The organism is Bradyrhizobium sp. AZCC 2262, from assembly GCF_036924535.1.
GTDB lineage: Bacteria > Pseudomonadota > Alphaproteobacteria > Rhizobiales > Xanthobacteraceae > Bradyrhizobium.
This window is the reverse complement of record NZ_JAZHRT010000001.1, coordinates 82,380-105,976: the sequence shown is the minus strand read 5'-3', so window position 1 is coordinate 105,976 and position 23,597 is coordinate 82,380. Positions and strand designations below refer to the sequence as shown.

The following is a 23,597-nucleotide window of genomic DNA, read 5'->3' as shown; positions in this document are numbered from 1 at the left end:
TCGTTCGGAATTCAGCTCTGGGTATGCCGCCAGACGATGTCGCGGACGGCGATCGGCTTCGGAATCAGGCCGAGCCTGTGGAAGCGATCGGCGACGGCCTGCTGCGTCGTGACAATCTCGTCGGTCACAGGACCGATCAGGAACGAGGCGCGGTTGGCCGCAACGGTCTGGACTTCAAGCGGCACGCCGGTGACCGCGGCAAGCGCGCTCGCGACTTCGGCGCGATTGATCTCTGCCCAGCGCGCGGCCTCCGCCAGCCCGTCGATCACCTCGCGGGTTTCCCGCACATGGGTGTTGGCGAAATCGCGGTTGGCCAAATAGAACGAATTGGTCTTGGCGACTTCATGGGCGTTGATCAGGATCCGACCGTTCTGGCGCTTCTCGCCGATCGCAAAATACGGATCCCAGATCGCCCACGCTTCGATGCTGCCATTGGCGAAGGCCGGCCCCGCATCGGGCGGCGTCAGATAAACCGGGGTAATGTCCTCATAAGTGAGCCCGGCCGTTTCCAGCGTGGCGATCACCACGTTGTGGGCGCTGGAGCCTTTTGTAAACCCGACGCGCTTGCCTTTCAGGTCGGCAATGCTGCGGATGCCGGAATTGGCGGGGACGAGAATGCCCTGCCCGTTGGTGATCCGCGATCCCGCGACATAGACGACATTGGCGTTCGCGGCCTGGGCGAAGATCGGCGGCGTATCGCCGACGGCACCCAGATCGACGCTGCCGATGCTCATGGCCTCCAGCAAGGGCGGCCCCGAGGTGAACTCGATCCATTTGATGCCGATCTGCTTGCCGGCAAACCGCTTCTCGAGCACGGCCTGCTGCCGCGCGATCACCAGTACGCCGGTCTTCTGGTAACCAATCCTTATTTCCTTGACGGTTGTCTGCGCCTCCGCGCGCGACGATAGCGCCGCTATTGCACCTCCAACCGACAATCCGAGAAACTCCCGACGCTTCATTCCAAATCTCCAGACGAGCATGCGCGCGGCGTTCCGCGATCATGCGATGTCAGGATGATGGGATCGTCGGCTCAGACTGTCGAGCGCCTGCAAAAAATAACGATGCGCGTTCTGCCATTCGACAACGCCACGACGCATTTATTGTTGAATGAACGATTGCGACGATATTTTTTCCCGCAGCACGCACGATCGGAACCGTGTCCACCGCTTCACGGCGCTGTGACTTTTTCTGCCGATCGCTTCGCGCGGCGAAACTTCGACGACATGATTAAAGGCGCTCGCCGTGAGCTACTTGCTGCACAGTATTTAAGCGCCAGCCACGCTGCATATGATTTCGTTTCACGACAATGAATTCGAACGAATGATTCATTGCGACCTCATAAGACAATTCAGTCAGCCATTTCATTGACTGCGTTTCGACCGCTCGTAGGCTTTGTGGATCGCTGATTGCGCCCACGCAATGCAGCGGGTGAAATGAGAAAGATCAAAAACATGAATGCAACCAAGCTCGAATCGCGCGCCCGCGCGCGTCTCTATCGCCTCGGCGCAACGTTGCTCAGCGCGGCGATGGGCGTGGCCATCGCCGCATCGGCGCTGGCCGCGGACACCGTGACGCTCCGCGTCGGCGACCAGAAGGGCGGCAACCGTTCCTTGCTCGAAATCTCAGGCTACGCGAAGGATTTGCCTTACAGGATCGAATGGTCGGAATTTCCTGCTGCCGCGCCGATCCTCGAAGCGCTGAACGCGGGTGCGCTGGATGTCGGCTATACCGGCGACCTCTCGTTCCTCACCGTGTATGCAGCCGGCGCCCCGATCAAGGCCATCGGCGGCACCCGCTCCGATGCCAGGACGGAAGCAATCCTCGTCCGCCGGGACTCGCCGATCAGGTCGGTCGTTGACCTCAAGGGCAAGCGCCTCGCGGGAACGCGCGGCGGCTGGGGCCAGTTCCTGATCGACGCGACGCTGGAGAAAGCCGGATACAAGATCGACGACGCGACCTTCGCACCGCTTGGGCCGGTGGACGCAAAGATCGCGCTGGTCGCCGGCTCGATCGATGCATGGGCGGCCTGGGAGCCTTACGTGTCCTATGCCACGCTCAAGGATAATGCGCGGGTGATCGCCGACGGTGAAGGCCTGACGCCGACCGTCACCTTCATCGTCGCATCCGATAGCGCTATCGCCACCAAACGCGCGGCCGTGCAGGATCTCGTGCAGCGGCTCAACAAGGCACGGCTATGGTCGCTGGATCATCTGCCTGAATACGCGAAGAATACCGCGGAACTCACCAAACTTCCCGAAGACGTGCTGCTGAGCGCCTACAAGGCGCAACGCACCAGTCCGATCGCGATCGACGAAAGCATCGTCAGGGAAATTCAGGAAGCATCCGACCGCGCCACCCGCTACGGCATCCTGTCGAAGACGCTCGACGTCAACAACGCCGTCGACCGCACCTTCACGGCGGCTGCGAACTTAAACTGACGCTCGCAGCACGAGCGTGGCACGACTTACCTCCATCGCGCCGCGCTCGGCGGGATATCCACGACAACTATTATCCCGCCGCCACCTTGGGCGCCGGTGAGACGCTCACCGCCAGCTTGCCGTAACGATCCTTAAAGGCCTCGGTGTCGATTTCCTCAAGCTGGATCGCACCGCTCATCACGCCTTTCTTCCAGGCATCATGCTCGGGGTCGTTCTGGAATTCCGGCATCACCTCTTTGCCGAACAGTTCGAGCGATTCGCAGATGTGCTCGTGGGTGTTCTTGCCGGCCTGGTTGAGTAGGATCACCTGGTCGATATGGGAGGAACGGAAACGCCGCAGCTTCTTGCGGATGGTTTCCGGCGATCCGATCAGGCCGCCGCGCAGCGCCGCCTCCTGCGCTTCCGGGTTCTCCCGCTTCCACTTGTTGTACTCGTCCCACATGTTGACGGTGCCGGGGTCCGGCCGCTGCCGGTTCTGCGAGGCGCCGTAGAAGCGCAGCGCGAACTGGAAGAAGGTGGCGCCGTCCGCACGGGCGCGGGCTTCCTCGTCGGTCTTGGCGCACATGAAGAACGAGACCAGCGCCATGTTCGGATTGATCTCGTAATCGGCGAGCTTCTTCAGTCGTTTTGTAATCGCGTTGTAATAGGCATGCACCCAGGCATGCGCCGCGTCCGCGCTGACGAACTGGAAGCCGAGGGCGCCAAAACCGTTCTCGCCGGCGCGCTCGATGGTCGGCAGCTGCGAGCAGGCCATCCACAGCGGCGGATGCGGCTTCTGGACAGGCTTGGGCACCACGTTGCGCAACGGGATGTCGAAATATTTGCCGTGATGCTCGGTGCCCACCTTCGTGAACATCGGAAAGATTGCCTGCACCGCTTCCTCGAACACCTCGCGCTTGGTTTCCATGTCGCGGCCGAACGGCGTCAGTTCGGTGATGGACGCGCTCTCGCCCATACCGAACTCGCAGCGGCCATTTGACAGGAGATCGAGCACCGCGACGCGTTCGGCGACCCGCGCCGGATGGTTGGTGGTGAGCTGAAAAATGCCGTGGCCGAGCCGGATATTTTTGGTGCGCTGGCTGGCGGCGGCGAGAAAGGATTCCGGCGCAGGCGAGTGCGAATATTCCTCGAGGAAATGATGCTCCACCACCCAGGCATGGTCATAGCCGAATCGGTCGGCGGTCTCGAGTTGGGTCAGCGCGTTCTGGTAGAGCCGGAGCTCGTCACCCTCTTCCCATGGGCGCGGCAGTTGGAGCTCGTAAAAGATGCCGAATTTCATGACGCCTCCCATGAACGCTTGTTGTTTTGCGGACAGTGTATTCGCCATCCATCCTAAGTCCAGCCTCGGCTGCGAAACAGCAATTCCGTGCCACGGAAGCAGCCTTGCATGGAACGCGCGAATGGTTAGCTTTACGGTCTATTGAGTCGCGGTCTCCGCGCTCCTTGCCTCCCATCTGGACCCCATGACTACGTTCACGCCGCATCAGGATTCCGCGCTGAAGGCCGTTGCCGACTGGCTGAAGGCCAAGCCCGGCCGGAACGGCACGCCGCCGGTGTTCCGGCTGTTCGGCTATGCCGGCACCGGCAAGACCACGCTGGCGCGTCACATCGCGGACGGTGTCGACGGCGAGGTGAAGTACGCGGCTTTCACCGGCAAGGCGGCGCTGGTGATGCGCAACAAGGGTTGCGACAACGCCTCCACCATTCACTCGCTGATCTATCGCGCCAAGGAATCCGGCGTCGAGCAGCCGAGTTTCGAGCTGTGGGACGACGCGCCCGCTTCCAAGGCCAAGCTCATCGTGATCGACGAGTGTTCGATGGTCGATGCCGAGCTCGGCCGCGACCTGATGTCGTTCGACTGTCCGCTGCTGGTGCTCGGCGACCCCGCACAATTGCCGCCGATCCAGGGCGGCGGCTTCTTCACGGACTGCGAGCCCGACGCGATGCTGACCGAGGTGCATCGCCAGGCGCAGGACGACCCGATCGTGCGGATGTCGATGGATATCCGCGAGGGCCGCGAACTCGAAATCGGCCGCCATGGCGAGAGCGAGGTGGTGGCGCGCAGCGAGCTCGACCCGGATCGCGTGATGAGCGCCGACCAGGTGCTGGTCGGCCGCAACAACACGCGCCGCGCCTACAACATGCGCGTTCGCCAGAAACAGAATATCGAGGACCTCTTTCCGGTGGCCGGCGACAAGCTGGTCTGCCTGCGCAACAACCGCAAGAAAGGCCTGTTCAACGGTGGGTTGTGGCGGGTGAAGTCGCGCACCCAGCCGCGGGCGAAATCAAAAATCCTGACCATGCGGCTCTCGCCCGACGAGGAGTTCGGCCACAAGGTGACAAAAGTCTCGGTGCGCCATGATTGCTTCGAGGGCGGCATCGAGGCGATCCCGTGGGAACAGCGCAAGCCGTATGACGAGTTCGACTATGGCTATGTGCTCACCGTGCACAAGTCACAGGGCTCGCAATGGGACGACGTGGTGCTGTTCGACGAAAGCTTTGCATTCCAGGACAGCCGGGCGAGATGGCTCTACACCGGCATCACGCGCGCGGCGAAACGGCTGAGCGTGGTGGTGTAAGGTTTTTCCGTCATTCCGGGATGGTGCGCAGCACCAGACCCGGAATCTCGAGATTCCGGGTTCGATGCTTCGCATCGCCCCGGAATGACGGCAGAGACTATTTCCCCGCCACGAAGTAAAAATCCTCGCGCCCCGGCAGCGAGCCGTAGGTGAACGGCTGTTGCGTGCGATTGGTCGCCTTCCAGACATCGTCACGGACGATGTCGAACAGCTTGCGCACCTCGATCTTCGGCTCCTTGATGACGCGCGCGAGCACCGTGGCGAACGGGCTGTTGACCGAATCGCCGTCGAGCGCGGTCTCGCCGTGCTTGGCGGCGTAGACCACCATGAAGCCGGCTTCCGGCTCGATGTTGGAAAAGCCGCGGTTGACCAGTTTTAGCGCAATCGTCCGCTGCATGGTCTTCTCGAACGGGTTGTCGCGGCAGGCGTCGAGCATCACCAGGCGCAGCTTTCGCGCGCCGGCCACGGCTGCGATGACCTGCTCCAGCGCAACCGCCTGCGTTTCCGCGTCGCTGTCGGCCTTCAGCCTGGCATCGACCGGAATCAGATAATTCACGCCGCCGATTTCCATGCCGTGACCGGCATAATAGACGACGGCCCAATCCGCCTTTTCGGCCTCCACGCCGAATTCGTGCAGGGTGGCGAAGAATTTATCCCGGGTGAGATCGGGCGCCAGCGTCACCGTGGCGAAGCCGAGCTCGCGAAACGTCGACGCGATCAGTTTGGCATCGCGCGGCGGATTATCCAGCGGGGCAACGTTCTGGTAGGCGCCATTGCCGACGATCAGCGCGACCTTGCGCGGCCCCGCCGGTTGCGGCGTCGACGGCAAAGCCTTGCCCGCCGGCGCGGCCGTGCCCAGCAACGCTTCCAGCCGCTCCTTGGCGACGGCGCGCGCCAGCGTGGTGTCGATGTCCTCGCGCCGCGCCGCCACGGCGTTGGCCGCCGAGCGATAGTCGGCACGTGCGGCGGCAAGGTTGCGGCGTTTCTCGAAAAGCTGGCCGCGGCCGACATAGGCGCGAACGTAGTTCGGATTGATCTTGAGCACCTGTTCATAATCGTTGAGGGCGGCGTCGAGATTGCCTTTGCCGAGATTGGCATTGCCGCGGCTGGTCAGCGCGTAAACATTGTTCGGCGACTTCGCCAACGCTGCATTGCAGTCAACGAGCGCGTCATCGAACCTGCCCATGCCGGTGTAGGTGATGCACCGGTAGGCCGGAACTTGCGGACCGTCGGGATTGACCTTTTGCGCCTCGTCGAAGTCGGCGAGCGAGGCATCATACCGCTTCATCAATCCTTGCAGGCGGCCCCGGTTGTAATGGTGCAGGTAGCGGCTCTGATCATTGAAGATATGCTTGACCGCCAGGTCGAACTCATCGAGGGCCCGCTGCAGCTCTCCCCTGCGCATGAAGATCAGGCCGCGGTTGTTGTAGGCACTGCCGTAAGTTGGACGCAACTGCAGGCACAGATCGTAATCGGCGAGCGCACGCTCGTCGTCGCCCTTGTAGCTGTAGGCAATGCCGCGCGCGTTGATGACGTTGATATTCTGGGGCGCGATCTCGTGGGAGGCGGTGAACGCCGCGATGGCGCCATCGTAGTCCCGCTTCTTCATCAGGCTGTCGCCACGAAACCAGAAGGCGGCTGCCCGGGAGGGGCCGGTGATCTTGTCGTCGGCGATCACGCTCTCGCAGGCGGCGAGGCGTGCGACGGGTTCCGCCGTGGAATTCCGGCAGGTGTCGACATCGCCGGCGGCCCGCGCAGGGCCGGCGGCGGCAAGCATGACGAGACCCAGCAACAAGGCCCGCAACATCGGCAAAACACTCCGGTGCATGGATTTTGGTCGCGGCGCGCGACCGGCGGTTCATTGTGGAAAGGCAGGCCCGCGCCGGTCAAGCGTAACCGCTCGCCCCGCCTTAAGGCCTTGCGCGGACGTAGCTTTATTCACGAACTCGTGTGGCGCGGGCCGTAACAATCGGCAGCCAGGGCCGTATCTAGGGCATCGGACCGCCCTGAGCCAATTGCGAAACGCCGATCCCGCTCTAGACTGCCCCCAACCATTGCCGAAAGAGGAAACCATGTCCCCTCGCCATCTCAGCCGCCTGTCGCTGTGCGCTGCCGCCATCGGCGCGCTGGCCATCGCCGCGTTCGCCATCAGCCCCTCGCGCGCCTCGGAGGAGGCTGTCATCATTCCGCCACCCGCCGTCGACGTACAGGCGGCCGACGGCATCCAGAGCGCCGTGATCGCCGGCGGCTGCTTCTGGGGCGTGCAGGGCGTGTACCAGCACACATCAGGCGTTCTCAACGCGGTGTCCGGCTATTCCGGCGGCAGCAAGATGACCGCGAACTACACCATGATCGGCACCGGCACGACGGGACACGCCGAGTCGGTCGAGATCAAGTACGATCCGAAGAAGATCAGCTACGGCAAGATCCTGCAGATCTTCTTTTCCGTCGTGCATGACCCGACGCAATTGAACCGCCAGGGCCCGGACACCGGCACGCAATATCGCTCGGCGATCTTCACCGCCAATGACGAGCAAAAGAAGGTGGCGGAGGCCTATATCGCCCAGCTCAACGCCGCCAAGGTCTACAAGAAGCCGATCGTGACCAAGGTCGGCCCGCTGCAGGCGTTCTACGCGGCGGAAGACTATCACCAGGACTACCTGACGCTGCACCCGAACCAGCCCTATATTGCCTTCAACGACATCCCGAAGGTCGAGAATTTGAAGAAGATCTTCACCGAGAACTACATCGACAAGCCGACGCTGGTGAGCAACGCCAAGGCTACCAACTAATGCGCTTGTCATTCCGGGATGGTCCGAAGGACCAGACCTCAGATGTGCAATTGCACATCGGGGAATCTCGAGATTCTCAGGGGCGCAAGAGCGCCCCATAATTCGCTTCGCGCCCCGGAATGACAACGAACCCGAGGAGATTGCATGTCCGACACCAAAACATCCAGCAAGGTCGTCAAGAGCGAGGCCGAGTGGCGCAAGGAGCTTTCACCGATGCAGTACGCGGTGCTGCGCGAGAAGGCGACCGAGCGGCCGTTCTCCGGCGAATATGAGCACGAGCACCGCAAGGGCACCTATACCTGCGCCGGCTGCGGCCAGACGCTGTTCGAATCGGATGCCAAGTTCGACTCCGGCTGCGGCTGGCCGAGCTTCACCGCGCCCGCCGTGGACGGCCATGTCGACGAGGAGCGCGATGTCAGCCACGGCATGGTCCGCACCGAAGTTTTGTGCTCGAAATGCAACGGCCATCTCGGCCACGTCTTCCCCGACGGCCCCGGCCCGACCGGCCTGCGCTACTGCATCAACTCGGCCGCCTTGAAGCTGCAGCCGAAATAAAGTTTCGGCAACGCTCGAACTTGTTCCAATCCCCGTGCGACCAAGAGCTGGTCGCGCGGGGTTTTTGTTGGGTGGGACGCTTTGCCCGGTTTGCCCGGCGCGCAAACTTCAAGGAAAATTTCGAAATGCACATTTCCAAACGCCTGCTGTGCGGTCTCGGGCTTGCCGCCCTCATCATGGAGAGCGTCGTGATCCAGCCTGCCTTTGCCGCCGACAAGGTCTCCCTGTTCAAGGTCATCACCGCCAGGGACGAGATCGTGATCGGGATCAGCGAGGGCGACCTTGCCCAGATGGAAGGCCAGAACGCCGGCGGCGTCGCCAAGATGCTGGTCGCCAAAGGCTCGATGAGCGCGTGGCAATACGCGGTGCGCAAATCCGCCGGCGGCGATCTCGAGCAGGCGCCGCTGCACAAGATCGGCCTGATCGCCACGGATAGCCTTCGCGTCGAGCCTTATGCGACGCCGTTGAAGGTGCTGCCGATCGACGAGACGAAGAAATAGTTTCTCCGTCATTGCCTGCAGTCGGCGCACCAAACTTCACCCCTCTCGTCGGATCGACCAAGGACTTGCGACCCGGAATATGCTTTGATCCGGACCGCGCGGGCGTCGTTTTGCTCATGCTCGCTGGCCTTCGGAGAGCGCGCCATGTCGCTTGGAACGATACTCATCATCATCTTGATTATTGTCCTGCTGGGCGGCTTTTCCGGCCGGTTCGGCCGTTACGGCCGCGGCAGGGGCCGTTCCGTGATGGGCCTCGGTGGCGTCATTTTAATCGTGCTTCTCATCCTGCTCCTGCTCGGCAAGCTGTGAGCCAAATAAACCATTGAAATAACTTGAATTAATTTGTGTTCCCGGTAGCTATGCGTGGATTCATTATCACCCCCGATCGATGGCTTCAGGGGTCGCATTTTTGTCAAAGAAGCTTATATTAGGGAGCGAAATGACGTGCACGGCGCGGCCCGCAACTGTGGCCCCACCGTCATCCAATCCCCATTGCTCACACGCAAGAGCCGAAAAAGATTGAGGTCACCGTCCATGCGTCCCTTCAGCTACAACACCGCCGCCGAACTGTTTCCCGCCGCGATCCGCAAGAAGAAGCGGGCTGGCTTTGCCTATCGGCGTTTTGGCACCGCGGCCGAAGCAGTTCGCTTCGCGATCGAGGAGCTGCCGGCGGACTCGCTGAATGGCGCCTACCTGCAGGTCGAGGAAGCCCGCTTCGACCAGAGCGGCATCCGCTCGCTCTATGAAAGCGAAGCCTTCCCGCTGCCGCGCCGTCCGCGCGCACCCGCCAGCGCCGAAGACAAGGCCGACGCGGCCTAAGCCTCTATATTGTCAAACAGCGCGCTCCCGGCGATCGTCGCCGGGGGCGTTTTCGTTGTAGCGTTTTCGAGCGAAGTGGGTACCGGTTCGCGTGAAGAAAACGGCGTCAAAACAAGAATCTAAAGCATTATCGGTTCTGATGTAATCAGAACCGATAATGCTTTAGCGCGGCTGCTTGTCGAGCCAGCGCTTGAGCATGCGCACGTTGCGGACGTTGGCGCGGAACATGACGTCGAAGGCGTCGCCCGCGACCGGCACCATGCCGACCACGCCGTCAACCGCGACGTTGGCAAGCATCCGCGCTGTGATGTGCCAGGGCGCCCCGAGCGCACGCGCCTCGCGCACCACCCACAGCGAAATCGCGGTCGTGATGATGTCGCCGACCACGGGGATCAGGCCGATCAGCCCGTCGATGCCGTAGCGGAACTTGGTGCCGGGTACGATGAAGGCGACATCCAGCAATTTGGCGATGGCATCGAGCCGCGCCAGCCGTTGCTCGCGCGTCAGATCGCCGAACGGATTGGCGGCGGAATGACCGAAATCGAACCGGAAACCTTCGAACTGCGTGTGCAGCGGGCCTTCGGGGATTTCGCGCCCCTCTTGGTCGATGACTGGGCCGCGCCCGACCGTGCGCGTCCGGGAAGACTGCCCGGAACGTGAACGCGGCGGCGTGAAAATATCGTCGTTTGTCATGGCCATCAGATGGTAACGCGAATGCGAGCTGCAAGTTGCGTCAAAATATCGCTTTCGCTTTCAAGGCCTTTGATTTTGGCGCGTTTTCTTCACGCGAACCGGTTTCCACTTCGCTTGAAAACGCTTTACCTCCCCCGCGCCGCCGTCGGCGTCAGGCCGAAGCGGCGGCGGAAGCAGCGGTTGAAATAAGACAGATCGTTGAAGCCGCAATCGAAGGCGATGTCGCTGATGCGCCGCTCGCCGGCATGCGCCAGCAGGTCCGCCGCCTTGCGCAGCCGCAATTCCAGCAGCCGCAGGGTGAAGCTGGCGCCGGCTTCATAGAGCAATTCGTTGACATAGCGCTCGGACAGACCTGCGGCGGCGGCAAGTTTCTGCGCGGAAAAATCCGGCTCCGCAAAACGCTTTTCCAAAATCATCAGCACGGCCTTCAGCCGCACCGCGCGCACGCCGCCGCGCCGGGCGGCCCCAGCGACATCGCTGCGCGCGCCGAGGCCGAGCGCCGCCAGATCCATCAGATGGCCTGCAATGGCAACGCCCGCCTCGTCGACGGCGCCCGGATGGCGCAGCAACAGATCGCTGTAATCCATCGCCAGCGACAGCGCCCCACCCGGCTCGAGCTCGCGGCCGACCAGATCGTCGACATCAGCCACCATCGCCTTCAGCGTCACCATCGGCAGGTGCACGTTGGTGAAGCGCTTTTCGTTCATGCCGTCGGCGGCGAAGAACGGCTCGTCGAGCTTGAGCAGCGCCATCGAGCCCGGCCGCATCACGAATTCGCGGCCGCGATGGGTGACGCGGGACTCATGGCTGCCGGTGTTGCGCGCCAGGCAGTAGCGGTCGTCATTGGTCGCCAGCACCTGGCGCCTCTCGCGCCGCACCGTGGTGAAGGTGCCGTCGCAGCGGCCGAGCATGGTGGTGCCGACATGGATCGAATTCATCTCGGCGCGAAACGGCACGTCCTCGGCCGGATCGAGTTCGCCGGTGTTGGAGAAATGCTCGAACAGCTCGGCGAAAAACATGAAGCGCTGCCGCTCGCTCAGGCCCTGAGGCAGCATGTCGGTCGACAGCATTTTCTTGAGGACGGGCATTGGCGGGGAGTTCTGATGGCAGGCAGTACAGTCTGGCCACGGCCGGATGAACACCGGCTGAAGGGCGTACCGAGCCTAGCAACACGCCGCCGTGAAGAAAACAGCGCCGGACAGTCCAATCCCCGATCTTCGAGCGCCCGCCAGTCCAAGACACCGCCTGCGACCGGCCTTATCCGTGCGGCGGCAGCGGCCGCCGGGAGTTGCCGCATTCCGCATCCGGAATGGCCCGTATTGGAAAACTTCAGAGGAGACCAGGAGATGACGACACCCTTCGCCCGCAAGGCGCTGCTCGGGACCGCGATCGCCGCCAGCATCGGCATCGGCTACGCCATCGGCGCGCAGCCGCACATGACCGCCAGCATCGGCCTGTTGCAATCGGCCCGCGCCGAACTCGCCGCCGCGACGCCGAACAAGGGCGGCCACCGCGAACGCGCGCTGCAGTTGATCGACCAGGCGATCGGCGAGGTCCGCAGCGGCATCGCGTTCGCCGGCGGCTGATGGCAATATCCCACTGAGCATATCGGGAGAGATTTTATGAACAGGCTGATCGCCACCGCTTTCGTTTTCGGCATGATGGTCACAGGCGCCAACGCGATGCCGCTGGCACCGCTCGCGCCCGCGACCGATAGGAACGTCATCGAGGTCGCCGGCGGATGCGGCCGTGGCTGGCACCGCGGCCCCTATGGCGGCTGCCGCCGCAACTACGTCAACCCGGCCGCGCACGCCTGCCCGCGCGGCTGGTACCCCGGCCCCTACGGCCGCTGCCGCGCCAACGGGACCTGACGCGCGATCGGCAAACCCGTCTCCGCCCCCGGGTTTTACCGGATAGATCGGCTGCGAAAACAATCTAGAATTCAAGCATAAACCGCGGCGGGCTCGGGGCTTTCAATCACGTAACGCGTATTGCAATCACATGCGCATGAGCGGCGGGCCGAAAGGTCCGCCGTTTTTGTTGCGTAGTCGGCTGGTCCCGGCGAGAAGGTTTTCGGATTCAATTTTCAAGCAGCCCGCAGGATGGGTCGACCGAAACGATACCCATCAATGCCGGTGCAAAAGGTGACGGGTTTCGCTTCGCTCTACCCATCCTACGCTCTATATCGCTCAAGTCGAATGCGCCGGCTGCGGCGTGTCGGCATATTTGTGGGTCAGCCAGGACGACAACATCGCGGGCACCAGGCCGACGATGCCGTAGAGCACAAACTGCATCACGCCGGTATCCGGCCCGCGGGAGCCATAGAGCAACGAGGCGGCGGCAAAGCCGATGGCGCCCAGGATCAGCGTCCGCGCCACGGGAGAAATCCGCTTGAAGTGAGAGAGAATATCGTCGATGGCGCCGACCATCAGCGCCGGCACGATGCCGAACAGATAGCTGTATTGCAGCGTCTTGAAGAACGCGCCGAGGAATTTTCCGATCTCCGACCAGCTGGTGTCGTTCCAGTAGCCCGAGGCCACCGTGGTCGCGAACAGCATCAAAAATCCGCCGACGAACGGGCCGATGGCTCCGAAGATCAGATAGCGTTTCATGGCGACCTCTGCGTTGAGCCTATGGATCGAGAAAAAAGACTCACCATCGGATCAACCGCGTGGTTCCGTGACCAGACAAGATCCGATCTCGACAGCGCTCTGGCCGTAAGCAATTTCAAATCCAGTCAGGGCGGAGTCAAGGGGCAGGCGGCCTTTGATGCTGAAGCCGACGTCAAGCAGGCTGGCTCATCTTCTTGCCCGCCGTCGGCGCCGCTGCCGGCTCGTTCTTCTTTGCCAGAATCCGATCCGACCCAAACCGGATGGTCCATTGCGCGACCGACAGCAGCAAGGACTCAAACACCGCCACGCATTGTTCGAGCTCGCGATCGGTGGATGGCGGGCAATTGGGCCGGTTGCGGACGATCATCGTCGTTGTCGACCAGGTCAGCCGGGCGGCCTTGCAGGCGACGATCAGTCCATACACCCGGTCGGGCTCGAGCAAGGGTTCGATCGCCTCGACCTTGACGTCGGCTTTCAAGGCAAGGGCTGCGACCACGAGGACGTATTCACCCCTCACCGCAAACCGGTTGACGAGTGAATCGTTCAGCTTGCCGGTGCGATTGAGCGCAACGACCTCGCTTTGCGCCTGGGTGTAGTCGATCGCCTTGCGGGCCGCGCCGCCCTGTGCGGCGGCGGCCGCGGCGGAATTTTGGGTTTTCTGGCGCGCGACAGGCCGCGGCGCTGTCAGGAACCGCGCGCGAACCACGTCGGCAACCTTGCCAATGAGCTCCCGCAGCAAGCTGCCGGGAATATCCACGCGAACGCCGAGCTTTTCCGCCAGCCCCTCATCACGCTCCGCCCGCCCCACCAGCGTCGCGTAACCGCATTCGGAGAAACGCGCCCCTGTGTTCCGGGCGAGCGCGTTGGAGACGTTGACGTCGCCAAATCTCATCAGCGCGTCGGTCAGCGCTTCGTTGAGCGCCTTTCGGTCGCAGATCGCCAGCATATGCTGCTGCCCGCGGCTTTTGACGATTTCAAGCAGGTCTGCATCCGACAGACAGCTGGACTGTCTCAGAATTGGCGCGGCCACCTGGGGCTGTTCGTGGAACGCAAGCTTGCGGATGGTCTGGCGCGGCGCCCGGTCGATGGTGGACAGGGCCTCGCTGAGCTGGGTCACGGTCGCTGCTTCCACCCGCTCGACCAGGTGGGCAAGCACGCCATCGACGGCTGCAATCTGCGAGTCACCGAGGCGACCAACATTGGACAGGAACAGGTCCGTCACCTCGCCGAAGATCCGGGCATCGTGCTCGGGTCCATCCTCTTCGGCGCCGTTCAATTCCTTGCGCAGATCCGGCGAAGCGGCAGGCATGGCTATCCCACCTCCGCACGGATCGTACCGGCCCGCCGCATGACCCCAGTTCCGCCAGCTCGCATCATGCCCTCACGCCCACGGTTTGGAACGCTTCCAGCAGCGGCCGCGCCATCGCAGGGATGGCCGGGGTCTTCGTGGATCCATAGGCAGCGAAATGAACAAGCATCTGAACGCCATTCGAAAGGCCGGTTTCGGCAGCCTTTTCACTCCAACGAAGCAATGAGCCGGGTGCGAGCAATAGCCACCGATCGTACTCAGTCTTCCCTAACGGGTGGTTGTTTCGAACCCGGGATTATCCGCATTTCTACCGAGTTTTGCGGCGCAGAAGGCGAGCCCGGCCCGCTGGGCGCAACCGGGCCGGGCAACGTCCGCTTCCGGAGGCCATCCAGGACCTGTCGCGGAGGCCGCCGTTCGATCGCGGTCGGAGGACGCAGACCCAGCGACCCGCATCCGTTCCTTCGAAACCCGCCAACCTTGCAAATGCGCAAGCGTCAAAACTTCGTTGTCGCGCATCTCTCGCTTCGCTCGAAGTGGCGTGCACGCAACAGTTTAGGAAAGTGTTGATGCAAGCCATTGCAGCTTCGCAGCATTGGCGCATAATTCGCAACGGGGCGGCGCAGCACTTTTGATTCGAACATCGGCGGAGATCGAGCAACCACACCGGGTGACTTCCCGGTGATGGATGACGCGTGCGGCAGCGCAAGCCGCGTGCAGCGCCCCCAGTGAATAGCGGCCAGCACCGCGCGCAACCTTGGGGAACGCATCGATGACTTTCCATCATACAAGCAGGATCGCACTTCTCTTCGCCATCGGCGTCGCGGCGACGGCGCTTTCCGCACGCCCAGATCCCGCCTTCTCGTCGGAGGCGCAGCAGATGTGCACCGGCGACGCTCTGCGGCTATGCGGCCATGAAGTCCCCAACGTCCAGAGAATCACCGCCTGCATGGTCAGGAACCGCGCGCAGGTCAGTCCGGGCTGCCGTGCCGTAATGGATCGCGACCACGCGGCACGGAGGCGAGCCGCCACCGCCGAGTGACTGGTCGCTTCGCTCGAAGACGACCGCGAACGGCCTCAGCCGGATGATGAGCAATGCCGAGGCTGTTTTCTGGCTGGGCTTTTTCGCTACGCCGCGCAGCGATCGATTTAGCGCGCGATCTCCTGGCTCAACGGAGATCGGCTCAGGCTTGAGAGCGCATCCGCGGCGCTCCGGCTACTCTCGCCCCAGGCCTATTCCCCCCACAACGCGAACGCATCGTTGAACGCGCGTTCGCCGGGGGAGCCCTTTTCGATCGCGATGATGGCGCGGCGCTGGTTGACGTAGACCAGCGGCACGTCGAACCAGGAGCGCTCCTTCAGGAGCTGCAGATTGCGGACGCGGTCGGAATCGACGTTGGAGAGGCCGACCAGGAAGAAGCCGTCGGTGACTTTCACGGCAAGGCCCGCCAGCGGCGTGCCGCGCGCCTGCTCGTTGGACTTCATCAAAATGCCCGGCACGTTGCCGACGCCACCGCCGGAGAAATCCTGCGGCAGGATGAAGGTCAGTTCCGCTGTGTGACTCGCCGGCAGCGACGAATCGGTGTTGCGGCGGAACGACATCGTCATCTTGAACTTGCGGTCGGGAATCTCGATGTCGGCGCGCACGGCGACATCCGGCTTCTGGTTGCCGCTCGCCTTGATCGGTTCGGTGCGCCAGATCACCGAGCCGACATATTGCTTGCCCTTGGGATCGGACGGGTCCTCGTCATACAGCACGACGCGCTGCGCCACCGGCGCGACGTTTTCGCTCGACGACGGCTGGCCGACGCGATCGGGGATCTTCGGGCGCGACTGCGGTGCGGCCGGATCCTTTGGCGCTTCCGCCACCTGCGAGGATTTGAACAGGCCGCCCACGGCCGTGATTGCCGACCGGCCCCACAGGATGCCGGCGCCCACCAGAATGAGCACGATGCCGACCGCAATCGCGCTCTTGAACGGAAACACTGTGCCGACACGGGCACGCTTCTTTGGCTCGCGGTCGTGATCCTGCGAGAGCCGCGGGCGCTCACGCGATGCCGGCTGCGACGGCTGCAGCGCGTAACGGTCGGCCTCCTCCAGCGATTCGTCATACGAGTAGGGCGCGTCGGGATCGGCGCCGCGGTTTTCCATGTTCGGCTCAAGCCGGTCGAATTCCGGCGAGGGCGACGGCACGTTGGCATAGGTTTTTCGCGCGGCGCGGTTGGCCTGGGCGGCAGCGCGGCCGAGATCGTCGGCGTCGGCGGCGATGTCGCGGAAGCCGCGCATGCCGGGCGGTGGCGGCGGCGGCAGGCCGTTTTCGGGGCCGCGGCGGGGGCCACCATTTCCGCGAGGGGGCGGCGGCGGCAGGACGGCATCCTGCATCGGAACCTGCGGCGGCTGCGGACGCGGCCCGCCGGGCGGCGGCGCATCGGGGCGCAGGTTGCGCGGCAGGCGTTGTTCGTCCTGGCCAAGCGGCGGACGGGCCTCGCGCGAGGGGGGTTGAGCCGGCGGACGCGGGCGCTGTGCGCCGGGCGGTCCGGGCGGTCCGGGCGGCCCGCCCGGAGGGGCTGCGGATTCCGGCGGCCGGGCATTGGCGCGACGGAAAGCGTCGCCGCCCCGTGGGGGACCACCGGCGCTGGCGGGCCGGCTCGCCTCGCGGGCGCGCTGGGCGGCTTCCGATTCGACCTTGCGTACGGCCTCTTCCAGCGACAGCCGCTCGCGGGTGATTTCGGATTCGGAAAGCGGCGGCTGAACACTGCGCAACTGCGCGATCAGCGCGGTGCGCGCCCGCTCATAGAGCGCACGGCGGCTCTCGCCTGGAGCATTCGGGTCCAGGCCGGCAATAGCGCGTGCGATCAGCGGGTAATAATCAGCCATTTCTCTTCAATACTGGTCCGAGCGGCAACATCTCGTTAAGCCTCGAACGGGTTCTGTACCAGAATAGTATCCTCGCGTTCGGGGCTGGTGGAAAGCAACGCAATCGGGCAACCCACCAGTTCCTCGACCCGGCGGACATATTTGATGGCCTGGGCTGGCAGATCCGCCCAGGAACGGGCGTTGGCCGTTGGCTCCTTCCAGCCTTCGATCGTCTCATAAATAGGCACCACCCGGGCCTGGGCACCCTCGCCCGCCGGCAGATGGTCGATTTCCTTGCCGTCCAGCATGTAGCCGGTGCAGACCTCGATGGTGTCGAAGCCGTCGAGAATGTCGAGTTTCGTCAATGCGAGCCCGGTGATGCCGCAGGTGCGGACGGTCTGGCGCACCAGTGCGGCATCGAACCAGCCGCAGCGGCGCTTGCGGCCGGTGTTGACGCCGAACTCCTTGCCGCGGCGGCCGATCTCCTCGCCGATCTCGTTGTTGAGTTCGGTCGGGAACGGACCCTGGCCGACGCGGGTCGTATAGGCCTTGCAGATGCCGAGCACATAGCCGACCGCGCCCGGGCCCATGCCGGTGCCGGTCGCCGCCTGCGCCGCCACCGTGTTGGACGACGTGACATAGGGATAGGTGCCGTGGTCGACGTCGAGCAGCGCGCCCTGTGCGCCCTCGAACAAAATGCGTTTGCCCTCGCGGCGCTTGAGGTCGAGCAGCCGCCACACCGTCTCGGCGTAGGGCAACAGTTTTGGCGCCAGCGCGGTGAGTTCTTTCAAAATGCCGCCGCCGTCGATCTCCTCCAGATTGAGCCCGCGGCGCAGCGCGTTGTGATGCGCCAGCAGACGGTCGATCTTGTGCGGCAGCGTGTCGAGGTCGGCCAAGTCCATCAGGCGGATGGCGCGGCGGCCGACCTTGTCTTCATAGGCCGGGCCGATGCCGCGGCGGGTGGTGCCGATTGCCGTTGCCGTGTTGGAGGATTCGCGCAACGCATCGAGCTCGCGGTGCAGCGGCAGAATCAGCGTGACGTTCTCGGCGATGCGCAGGTTTTCCGGGCTGATGGCGACGCCCTGGCCCTTCAGTTTTGCGACTTCGTCGAGGAAGGCCTGGGGATCGAAGACGACGCCGTTGCCGATCACGGCCAGCTTCGAAGGCCGCAGCACGCCGGAGGGCAGCAGCGCCAGCTTGTAGGTTTCGCCGTTGATGACAAGCGTATGGCCGGCATTGTGGCCGCCCTGGAAGCGCACGACGATATCGGCCTGCTCCGACAACCAGTCGACGATCTTGCCCTTCCCCTCGTCGCCCCATTGGGCGCCGACGACGACAACATTGGCCATTTCTAAAGCGTTCCCTGCAAATTTGATGGTCTCAGCATGACCTTTCCGGAAAACCGGTCTCCATATATCCGGATCACGCTCGGGCATGATGCGGTAGCCTGCCCAGCCAAAATCACGGCCGGGGCCGTTCGCATGCGAGCCAGCCCCACCGGATAAAGGAAGCGGCTGCTCTAGGCAAGCAAGAAGGCATCTTTAAGGGGGTCTTAGAAGGGCTCCAACCCATTGATATCCCCCGAAAATCTTGACCGCCCGGGCCAGGGGCGGATTAACATCCGGCAATGACGGAAAGGCTATGTCCAAAACCACCCGTGCAACGCAAGCGCTGGAAAGGCTTGGTGTGAAATTCACCCTGCATGCCTACGACTACGACCCGGATGCGGCGAGCATCGGGCTGCAGGCGGCGGAAGCGCTCGGCATCGCGCCAGCGCGCGTGCTCAAGACGCTGATGGCCGATGTCGACGGCAAGCCGGTCTGCGCCGTGGTGCCGTCGGACTGCGAAGTCAGCATGAAAAAACTCGCCAGCGCCTTCGCCGCCAAGGCGGCGAAGATGATGCGGCCGGCGGATGCCGAACGGCTGACCGGCTACCATGTCGGCGGCATCTCGCCGTTCGGGCAGAAGAAGCGCGTGCCGGTCGCGATCGAGGAGGCGGCGCTCGGCCATACCAGCGTGTTCCTCAATGGCGGCCAGCGCGGCTTGCAAGTCGAACTCGCTCCCCAGGATGCTGTGAAGGCTTTGGGCGCGATCGCGCACGCGCTCGTGGCGTGAGCGAGCTTGGCTTCGGCTTTGGCAGGCCGCCCTACCCGGTGAGTTTGGGCTGCGTCTGCGCCCATAGCATCGCCTCGATAATGGCCTTGCGCAGTTTCGGGCGCTGCTCGTCATCGCATTCGATGAACGCCAGTATCGAATTGGCGCGAACGGCAAATTGGTGACGTGTTTCGGCTTCGGCTTCTTCGGCCGACATCGGCTTGTTCAAAGGAATGACCCATCATCTCTAGAAATTCGCCTCACGGACAGACGAAGCTGCTGCACAGCCGCCGCCTGCAAAACCGTGGTCCCAGCGATCGAACGAACGTCCCGTACTGAAATTAACCCGGAATAACCCACCGCACGCGCCCGAAAAACAAACCAAGGTTGGGTCGCGTGAACCAATCGTCCTTTGATTGCATATTCGCCTGCCCGCTGGCAACCCCAAACAACATACAAGTAACAGAGAAGGCGGCTGCATGGTCGCGATGCGTCCTGCACCATTGATGAGCGCCGCAAATCCGTGTCTGTGGCAGGGGCCGGGCTACATTTCCGGCCCGGCGTCGATCGCCGGGCAGGGCACGGCGCCATGAACCGGGCCTTACCTTGAAATGACGGCGACCGAACAGACTTCATCCCCCCGATCCGGGAACTGGCTTGCCGACCAGCCTTATCTGCTGCTCAGCATCACCGCGCTGTGCTGGGCCGGCAACGCCATCGTGGGAAGGCTGGCCGCCGGCCATATCCCGCCGGTGACGCTTTCGTTCCTGCGCTGGGCGTTCGCGTTCCTGATCATCCTGCCATTTGCCTGGAAGCATCTGGTCCGCGACTGGGCCGCGATCCGCAGCCGCCTCGGCATCATGATCCTGCTCTCCATTACCGGCATCGGCGCGTTCAACACGCTGCAATACTGGGCGCTCGAGCACACCCAGGCGCTGAACACGCTGCTGTTGCAGTCGGCTGGCCCGCTGGTGGTCGCGGTGTGGTCGCTGGTATTGCTCGGGGTGCGCCTGACGCTGGCGCAGGCCGCGGGCGTTCTGCTATCACTCGCTGGCGTGCTGATCATCCTGATGCATGGCGATCTCACCAAGCTGTCCGGCATCGACTTCAACATCGGCGATCTGATCTTCATCGTGGCGCTGGCCATCTTCGGGCTCTATTCGGTGCTGTCGCTGAAACGCCCCGCCATCCACGGCCTTTCGTTTGTCGCCTTTACCTTCGGCGCCGGCGCGGCCTGCCTGATCCCGCTGTTCATCTGGGAACTGTTCGCGCGGCCACCGATGCAGATCGACACAGCGAACCTGCTGACGCTCGCCTACGTCGCGCTATTCCCCTCGACGATCGCCTATCTCTGCTTCAATCGCGGCGTGCAACTGATCGGCGCCAACCGCGCAGCCCCGTTCTTCCACGTCGTGCCGGTGTTCGGAACCGTGATGTCGATCGTCTTCCTCGGCGAGAATCCGCAGGCGTTCCACCTCATCGGCTTCGCGCTGGTGCTGACGGGGGTGTTCGTGGCATCACGGAAACAAACGAGCTAGCGACAGGACTATCATTCCCTCTCTTCGCGGGGAGAGGGTTGGGGTGAGGGGCTCTCTCCGCAGATCCGAATGCCTCGATACCGGTACCCCCTCACCCGGATCGCATCTGACGATGCGATCCGACCTCTCCCCGCAAACGGGGCGAGGTTTAAGCGGGCCGCGGTGACTTGGCCTGGCAAATCCGCTATCTGTTGGGCCTGCATCGCTTAGGGCAATCGATGAGAGCACGTGCCAGCAATCTGATGATCGGCACCCTGACCCTGGCCCTGATCGGCGGGTCGCTCGGGGCGTGGCTCGGCTATCAGAAGCTCGCCGGCGCCAAACAGAAGACGGCGTTCCGGGTGATCTTCGAAGGTTCGGCCTCGGGCCTGCGCAAGGGCGGCAGCGTGAATTTCGCCGGCATCCGGGTCGGCGAAGTGGTGTCGCTCAAGCTCGACCATCCGCGCCGCGTCGTGGCGCTGGCGATGATCGACGGCAACACGCCGGTGAAAAGCGACACGCAAGTCGGCCTCGAATTTCAGGGATTGACGGGCATCGCGGCGATCTCCTTCACCGGCGGATCGGACGAAGCGCCGCCGCCGCCAAAGGGCCCGGACGGCATTCCGGAGTTGACGGCCGACAAGGAAGGAACGCTCAACACCCAGGAAAAAATCCGCGTGGCGCTGCGCAACGTCGACCGGGTGATCGCCGACAATGAGGTGGCGATCAAGGATACGCTGCGGAATTTCGAAACGTTCACGGCTTCGCTGTCCGGGGACGGCGAGAAGATCACCAGCATCATCGCAACCGCCGAAAACGGCGTCAATTCGGTCGACGACGCGCTGACCAGGACCAAGGATTTTCTCGGCAGCCTCGCCAGCGACAAATATGGCGGCGAATTGCTGCCGACCGTGATCTCGATGCGCGAGCTGATCGAAAGTTTCGACAACAAATCCGGGCAGTTGATCGCCGAAACGCGAAAAATGCTCGGCGACGTCAGCGCGTCCGTCAACAAGGCCGGTCAGAAATTTGGCGGACCGCCACCCCGGCGCTAACCTCCTTCCCGCACAACAATAAAAATGGAACGCCCGACGTGCTCGACAAATCCGCTAACCTGACCGCGCCGCCCACCACCGTGACCCGCACCGAGAGCGCGGTACCGCGCGCTTTGCAAAAATATCTTTCGCTCGACGATTTCGAGCTGACGGCGCGGCGCAGGATTCCAAAATTCCTCTACGGCTACATCTCCGGCGGCGCCGAGACCGACGCCGCGCTGCGCGACAACCGCAAGGCCTTCGACGAATACGGTTTTGTGCCGCGCGTGCTCAATGACGTCTCCGGCCGCGACCAGACCACTGATCTGTTCGGCAAGACCTATGCCTCGCCCTTCGGCATTCCGCCGATGGGCTCTTCGGCGCTGTGCGCCTATCGCGGCGATATCGTGCTTACGCAGGCGGCCAAGTCTGAGAACGTGCCGATGATTCTCAGCGCGTCGTCGCTGATCACGCTGGAGGACGTGCGCGCCGCCAATCAGGCGGCGTGGTATCAGGCCTATCTCGCCGGCCTGCCGGAGCGGATCGAGCCGCTGGTCGATCGCGTGGCGGCGGCCGGCTATGACACCTTCGTCGTCACCGCCGACGTGCCAGTGCCGCCGAACCGCGAGAACAACATCCGCAACGGTTTTCGGGTGCCGCTCGCGATCACGCCGCGCGTCGCCTGGGATACGGTCACCCATCCGCACTGGCTGTTCGGCACCTGGGCGCGCACCGTGATGAATTTCGGCATGCCGCATTTCGAGAACATGGACGCCAAGCGCGGCCCGCCGGTGATGGCGAAGAACCTGATGCGCAATATCGGCGCCCGCGACCAGCTCGCCTGGAAGCATGTCGAACTGATCCGCAAGAAGTGGAAGGGCAAGCTCGTCGTCAAGGGACTGGTTTCGCCGGCGGATGCGCGCATCGCGCGCGAGAGCGGCGTCGACGGCGTGATGCTGTCCAACCATGGCGGCCGCCAGCTCGACTACACGATGTCGGGCCTGCGCACGCTGCCGGAGATCGCAGCGGAAGCCAAGGGCATGACAATCATGATCGACGGCGGCATCCGCCGCGGCACCGACGTGATCAAGGCGCTCGCGCTCGGCGCGCATTTCGTCTGGGTCGGCCGTCCCTTCCTCTATGCCGCGATCGCCGGCGGCGAAGCCGGCGTGCAGCGCGCGATCTCGCTTCTGAAAGCCGAGATCGATCGCGATCTTGCACTGCTGGGTATTCGCTCGATCAGCGAGATCACGCCGGATCTGGTGCGGAAGTTCTAGAGTCGAAAAGGGCGTTCACCTCTGAACCGGGTCATGGCACGCCATGCCCCGCGGATGGGAGCCAAGTCACGCTCACGCATAACGCGCCGCACCCATGCACACCGCCGTCACCGCCAGCAATAAGGCTGCGGCGCGCTGGGCGGCGGCGATGCGCGAGCGCGCATCCGCCTCATCGGCCTTGCCGTTGCGCAAGCTCCGGATCGCGCGGCCGCCTATCGCGCCCTGAACGGCAGCGGCAACCAGCGCGGCGAGTGCACCCACAGCCAGGATTTGCTCGGCCGTACCGAATATGCCGGCATGAACGGAGTGCCCGAGATAGGCGCCGGTCAGTATCGTGACGACAGCGGCGCCCATTTGCGGACCAAGCAACTGCTCGCCGCCGGCGCCACCGGTTCGCGCCAGCGTAAAGCTCGACCCTGCCCAGAACACCGATGACAACACGTGAAGGGACAGGGTTATGATGAGGGGAATCTGCATGGGGCTCGCTCCGGATCGGATGTTGAAATTAGATATACAATATGTATA

The 23,597-nt window shown here is 63.4% G+C and carries 26 protein-coding genes; 15 read left to right on the top strand and 11 right to left on the bottom strand.

The window, feature by feature from the left end:
- Positions 1-11 precede the first annotated feature (11 nt).
- Positions 12-959 (bottom strand): sulfonate ABC transporter substrate-binding protein, encoded by a 948-nt coding sequence (locus V1283_RS00580; RefSeq protein WP_334384520.1) that lies wholly within the window; start codon positions 957-959, stop codon positions 12-14.
- Between the two features lie 54 nt (positions 960-1,013).
- Here V1283_RS00580 and V1283_RS00575 point away from each other — a divergent pair, with 54 nt between their 5' ends.
- Together V1283_RS00575 and V1283_RS00570 are read left to right on the top strand one after the other, a co-directional pair.
- On the top strand, positions 1,014-1,310 hold the full coding sequence (locus V1283_RS00575; RefSeq protein WP_334384519.1) for a hypothetical protein: 297 nt from the start codon (positions 1,014-1,016) through the stop codon (positions 1,308-1,310).
- 216 nt (positions 1,311-1,526) lie between these two features.
- Positions 1,527-2,438, top strand: coding sequence for an ABC transporter substrate-binding protein (locus tag V1283_RS00570; RefSeq protein WP_442895835.1), 912 nt, complete (start codon positions 1,527-1,529; stop codon positions 2,436-2,438).
- A gap of 70 nt (positions 2,439-2,508) precedes the next feature.
- Here the strand turns inward: V1283_RS00570 and V1283_RS00565 are convergent, their stop codons facing one another.
- Complete coding sequence (locus V1283_RS00565; RefSeq protein WP_334384518.1) at positions 2,509-3,717, bottom strand: LLM class flavin-dependent oxidoreductase; 1,209 nt, start codon at positions 3,715-3,717, stop codon at positions 2,509-2,511.
- A gap of 184 nt (positions 3,718-3,901) precedes the next feature.
- Between V1283_RS00565 and V1283_RS00560 the strand changes: the two genes are divergently transcribed.
- Positions 3,902-5,017: an ATP-dependent DNA helicase gene (locus V1283_RS00560; protein ID WP_334384517.1), complete on the top strand. Its 1,116-nt coding sequence runs from the start codon at positions 3,902-3,904 to the stop codon at positions 5,015-5,017.
- Between the two features lie 97 nt (positions 5,018-5,114).
- On the opposite strand, the gene V1283_RS00555 is transcribed toward V1283_RS00560, so the two are convergent.
- Positions 5,115-6,824, bottom strand: coding sequence for a caspase family protein (locus V1283_RS00555; protein WP_334384516.1), 1,710 nt, complete (start codon positions 6,822-6,824; stop codon positions 5,115-5,117).
- Between the two features lie 265 nt (positions 6,825-7,089).
- On the opposite strand from V1283_RS00555, the gene msrA reads away from it, so the two are divergent.
- The 5 genes from msrA (at position 7,090) to V1283_RS00530 (ending at position 9,683) form a co-directional block, all read left to right on the top strand.
- Positions 7,090-7,809, top strand: a complete 720-nt coding sequence (msrA, locus tag V1283_RS00550; RefSeq protein ID WP_334384515.1) for a peptide-methionine (S)-S-oxide reductase MsrA — start codon at positions 7,090-7,092, stop codon at positions 7,807-7,809.
- Positions 7,810-7,953: 144 nt separating this feature from the next.
- A complete protein-coding gene (gene msrB / locus V1283_RS00545; protein ID WP_334384514.1) occupies positions 7,954-8,364 on the top strand; it encodes a peptide-methionine (R)-S-oxide reductase MsrB in 411 nt (136 codons plus the stop codon).
- A gap of 125 nt (positions 8,365-8,489) precedes the next feature.
- Complete coding sequence (locus V1283_RS00540) at positions 8,490-8,864, top strand: hypothetical protein (RefSeq protein WP_334384513.1); 375 nt, start codon at positions 8,490-8,492, stop codon at positions 8,862-8,864.
- A 144-nt stretch (positions 8,865-9,008) separates the two neighbouring features.
- Positions 9,009-9,173 carry a DUF3309 family protein gene (locus V1283_RS00535; protein ID WP_334384512.1) on the top strand — a complete coding sequence of 55 codons (165 nt, stop codon included), beginning with the start codon at positions 9,009-9,011 and terminating at the stop codon, positions 9,171-9,173.
- Positions 9,174-9,398: 225 nt separating this feature from the next.
- Positions 9,399-9,683 carry a hypothetical protein gene (locus V1283_RS00530; protein ID WP_212417802.1) on the top strand — a complete coding sequence of 95 codons (285 nt, stop codon included), beginning with the start codon at positions 9,399-9,401 and terminating at the stop codon, positions 9,681-9,683.
- A gap of 162 nt (positions 9,684-9,845) precedes the next feature.
- On the opposite strand, the gene V1283_RS00525 is transcribed toward V1283_RS00530, so the two are convergent.
- Entirely contained in the window at positions 9,846-10,382 is a 537-nt protein-coding gene (locus V1283_RS00525; protein WP_334384511.1) for a DUF4112 domain-containing protein, read from the bottom strand.
- A gap of 119 nt (positions 10,383-10,501) precedes the next feature.
- The gene (locus V1283_RS00520; protein ID WP_334384510.1) at positions 10,502-11,464 is read right to left on the bottom strand and encodes an AraC family transcriptional regulator; all 963 of its coding nucleotides are present in this window, start codon (positions 11,462-11,464) and stop codon (positions 10,502-10,504) included.
- A gap of 258 nt (positions 11,465-11,722) precedes the next feature.
- Between V1283_RS00520 and V1283_RS00515 the strand changes: the two genes are divergently transcribed.
- The gene (locus V1283_RS00515) at positions 11,723-11,962 is read left to right on the top strand and encodes a hypothetical protein (RefSeq protein WP_334384509.1); all 240 of its coding nucleotides are present in this window, start codon (positions 11,723-11,725) and stop codon (positions 11,960-11,962) included.
- Between the two features lie 36 nt (positions 11,963-11,998).
- Positions 11,999-12,247 carry a GCG_CRPN prefix-to-repeats domain-containing protein gene (locus tag V1283_RS00510; protein WP_334384508.1) on the top strand — a complete coding sequence of 83 codons (249 nt, stop codon included), beginning with the start codon at positions 11,999-12,001 and terminating at the stop codon, positions 12,245-12,247.
- Between the two features lie 318 nt (positions 12,248-12,565).
- Here the strand turns inward: V1283_RS00510 and V1283_RS00505 are convergent, their stop codons facing one another.
- Both V1283_RS00505 and V1283_RS00500 read right to left on the bottom strand, forming a co-directional pair.
- Complete coding sequence (locus tag V1283_RS00505; protein ID WP_334384507.1) at positions 12,566-12,988, bottom strand: DUF5413 family protein; 423 nt, start codon at positions 12,986-12,988, stop codon at positions 12,566-12,568.
- A gap of 172 nt (positions 12,989-13,160) precedes the next feature.
- On the bottom strand, positions 13,161-14,297 hold the full coding sequence (locus V1283_RS00500; RefSeq protein WP_334384506.1) for a DUF2336 domain-containing protein: 1,137 nt from the start codon (positions 14,295-14,297) through the stop codon (positions 13,161-13,163).
- Positions 14,298-15,066: 769 nt separating this feature from the next.
- Between V1283_RS00500 and V1283_RS00495 the strand changes: the two genes are divergently transcribed.
- On the top strand, positions 15,067-15,336 hold the full coding sequence (locus V1283_RS00495) for a hypothetical protein (protein ID WP_334384505.1): 270 nt from the start codon (positions 15,067-15,069) through the stop codon (positions 15,334-15,336).
- Between the two features lie 191 nt (positions 15,337-15,527).
- Here the strand turns inward: V1283_RS00495 and V1283_RS00490 are convergent, their stop codons facing one another.
- Positions 15,528-17,171, bottom strand: coding sequence for a hypothetical protein (locus V1283_RS00490; protein WP_334384504.1), 1,644 nt, complete (start codon positions 17,169-17,171; stop codon positions 15,528-15,530).
- A 35-nt stretch (positions 17,172-17,206) separates the two neighbouring features.
- Positions 17,207-18,499 (bottom strand): adenylosuccinate synthase, encoded by a 1,293-nt coding sequence (locus V1283_RS00485; protein ID WP_334384503.1) that lies wholly within the window; start codon positions 18,497-18,499, stop codon positions 17,207-17,209.
- A 292-nt stretch (positions 18,500-18,791) separates the two neighbouring features.
- Here V1283_RS00485 and ybaK point away from each other — a divergent pair, with 292 nt between their 5' ends.
- Positions 18,792-19,265, top strand: coding sequence for a Cys-tRNA(Pro) deacylase (gene ybaK, locus V1283_RS00480; RefSeq protein ID WP_334384502.1), 474 nt, complete (start codon positions 18,792-18,794; stop codon positions 19,263-19,265).
- Between the two features lie 31 nt (positions 19,266-19,296).
- Here the strand turns inward: ybaK and V1283_RS00475 are convergent, their stop codons facing one another.
- Positions 19,297-19,461, bottom strand: coding sequence for a hypothetical protein (locus tag V1283_RS00475; RefSeq protein ID WP_334384501.1), 165 nt, complete (start codon positions 19,459-19,461; stop codon positions 19,297-19,299).
- Between the two features lie 394 nt (positions 19,462-19,855).
- On the opposite strand from V1283_RS00475, the gene V1283_RS00470 reads away from it, so the two are divergent.
- The 3 genes from V1283_RS00470 to V1283_RS00460 all read left to right on the top strand — a co-directional run bounded on the left by V1283_RS00470 (position 19,856) and on the right by V1283_RS00460 (position 23,072).
- A complete protein-coding gene (locus V1283_RS00470) occupies positions 19,856-20,782 on the top strand; it encodes a DMT family transporter (protein WP_334384500.1) in 927 nt (308 codons plus the stop codon).
- 218 nt (positions 20,783-21,000) lie between these two features.
- Positions 21,001-21,816 carry an MlaD family protein gene (locus V1283_RS00465; protein ID WP_334384499.1) on the top strand — a complete coding sequence of 272 codons (816 nt, stop codon included), beginning with the start codon at positions 21,001-21,003 and terminating at the stop codon, positions 21,814-21,816.
- A gap of 38 nt (positions 21,817-21,854) precedes the next feature.
- Positions 21,855-23,072 (top strand): alpha-hydroxy acid oxidase, encoded by a 1,218-nt coding sequence (locus V1283_RS00460; protein ID WP_334384498.1) that lies wholly within the window; start codon positions 21,855-21,857, stop codon positions 23,070-23,072.
- A 72-nt stretch (positions 23,073-23,144) separates the two neighbouring features.
- Here V1283_RS00460 and V1283_RS00455 read toward each other — a convergent pair whose 3' ends face one another.
- Positions 23,145-23,549, bottom strand: coding sequence for a hypothetical protein (locus V1283_RS00455; protein ID WP_334384497.1), 405 nt, complete (start codon positions 23,547-23,549; stop codon positions 23,145-23,147).
- Positions 23,550-23,597 lie beyond the last annotated feature (48 nt).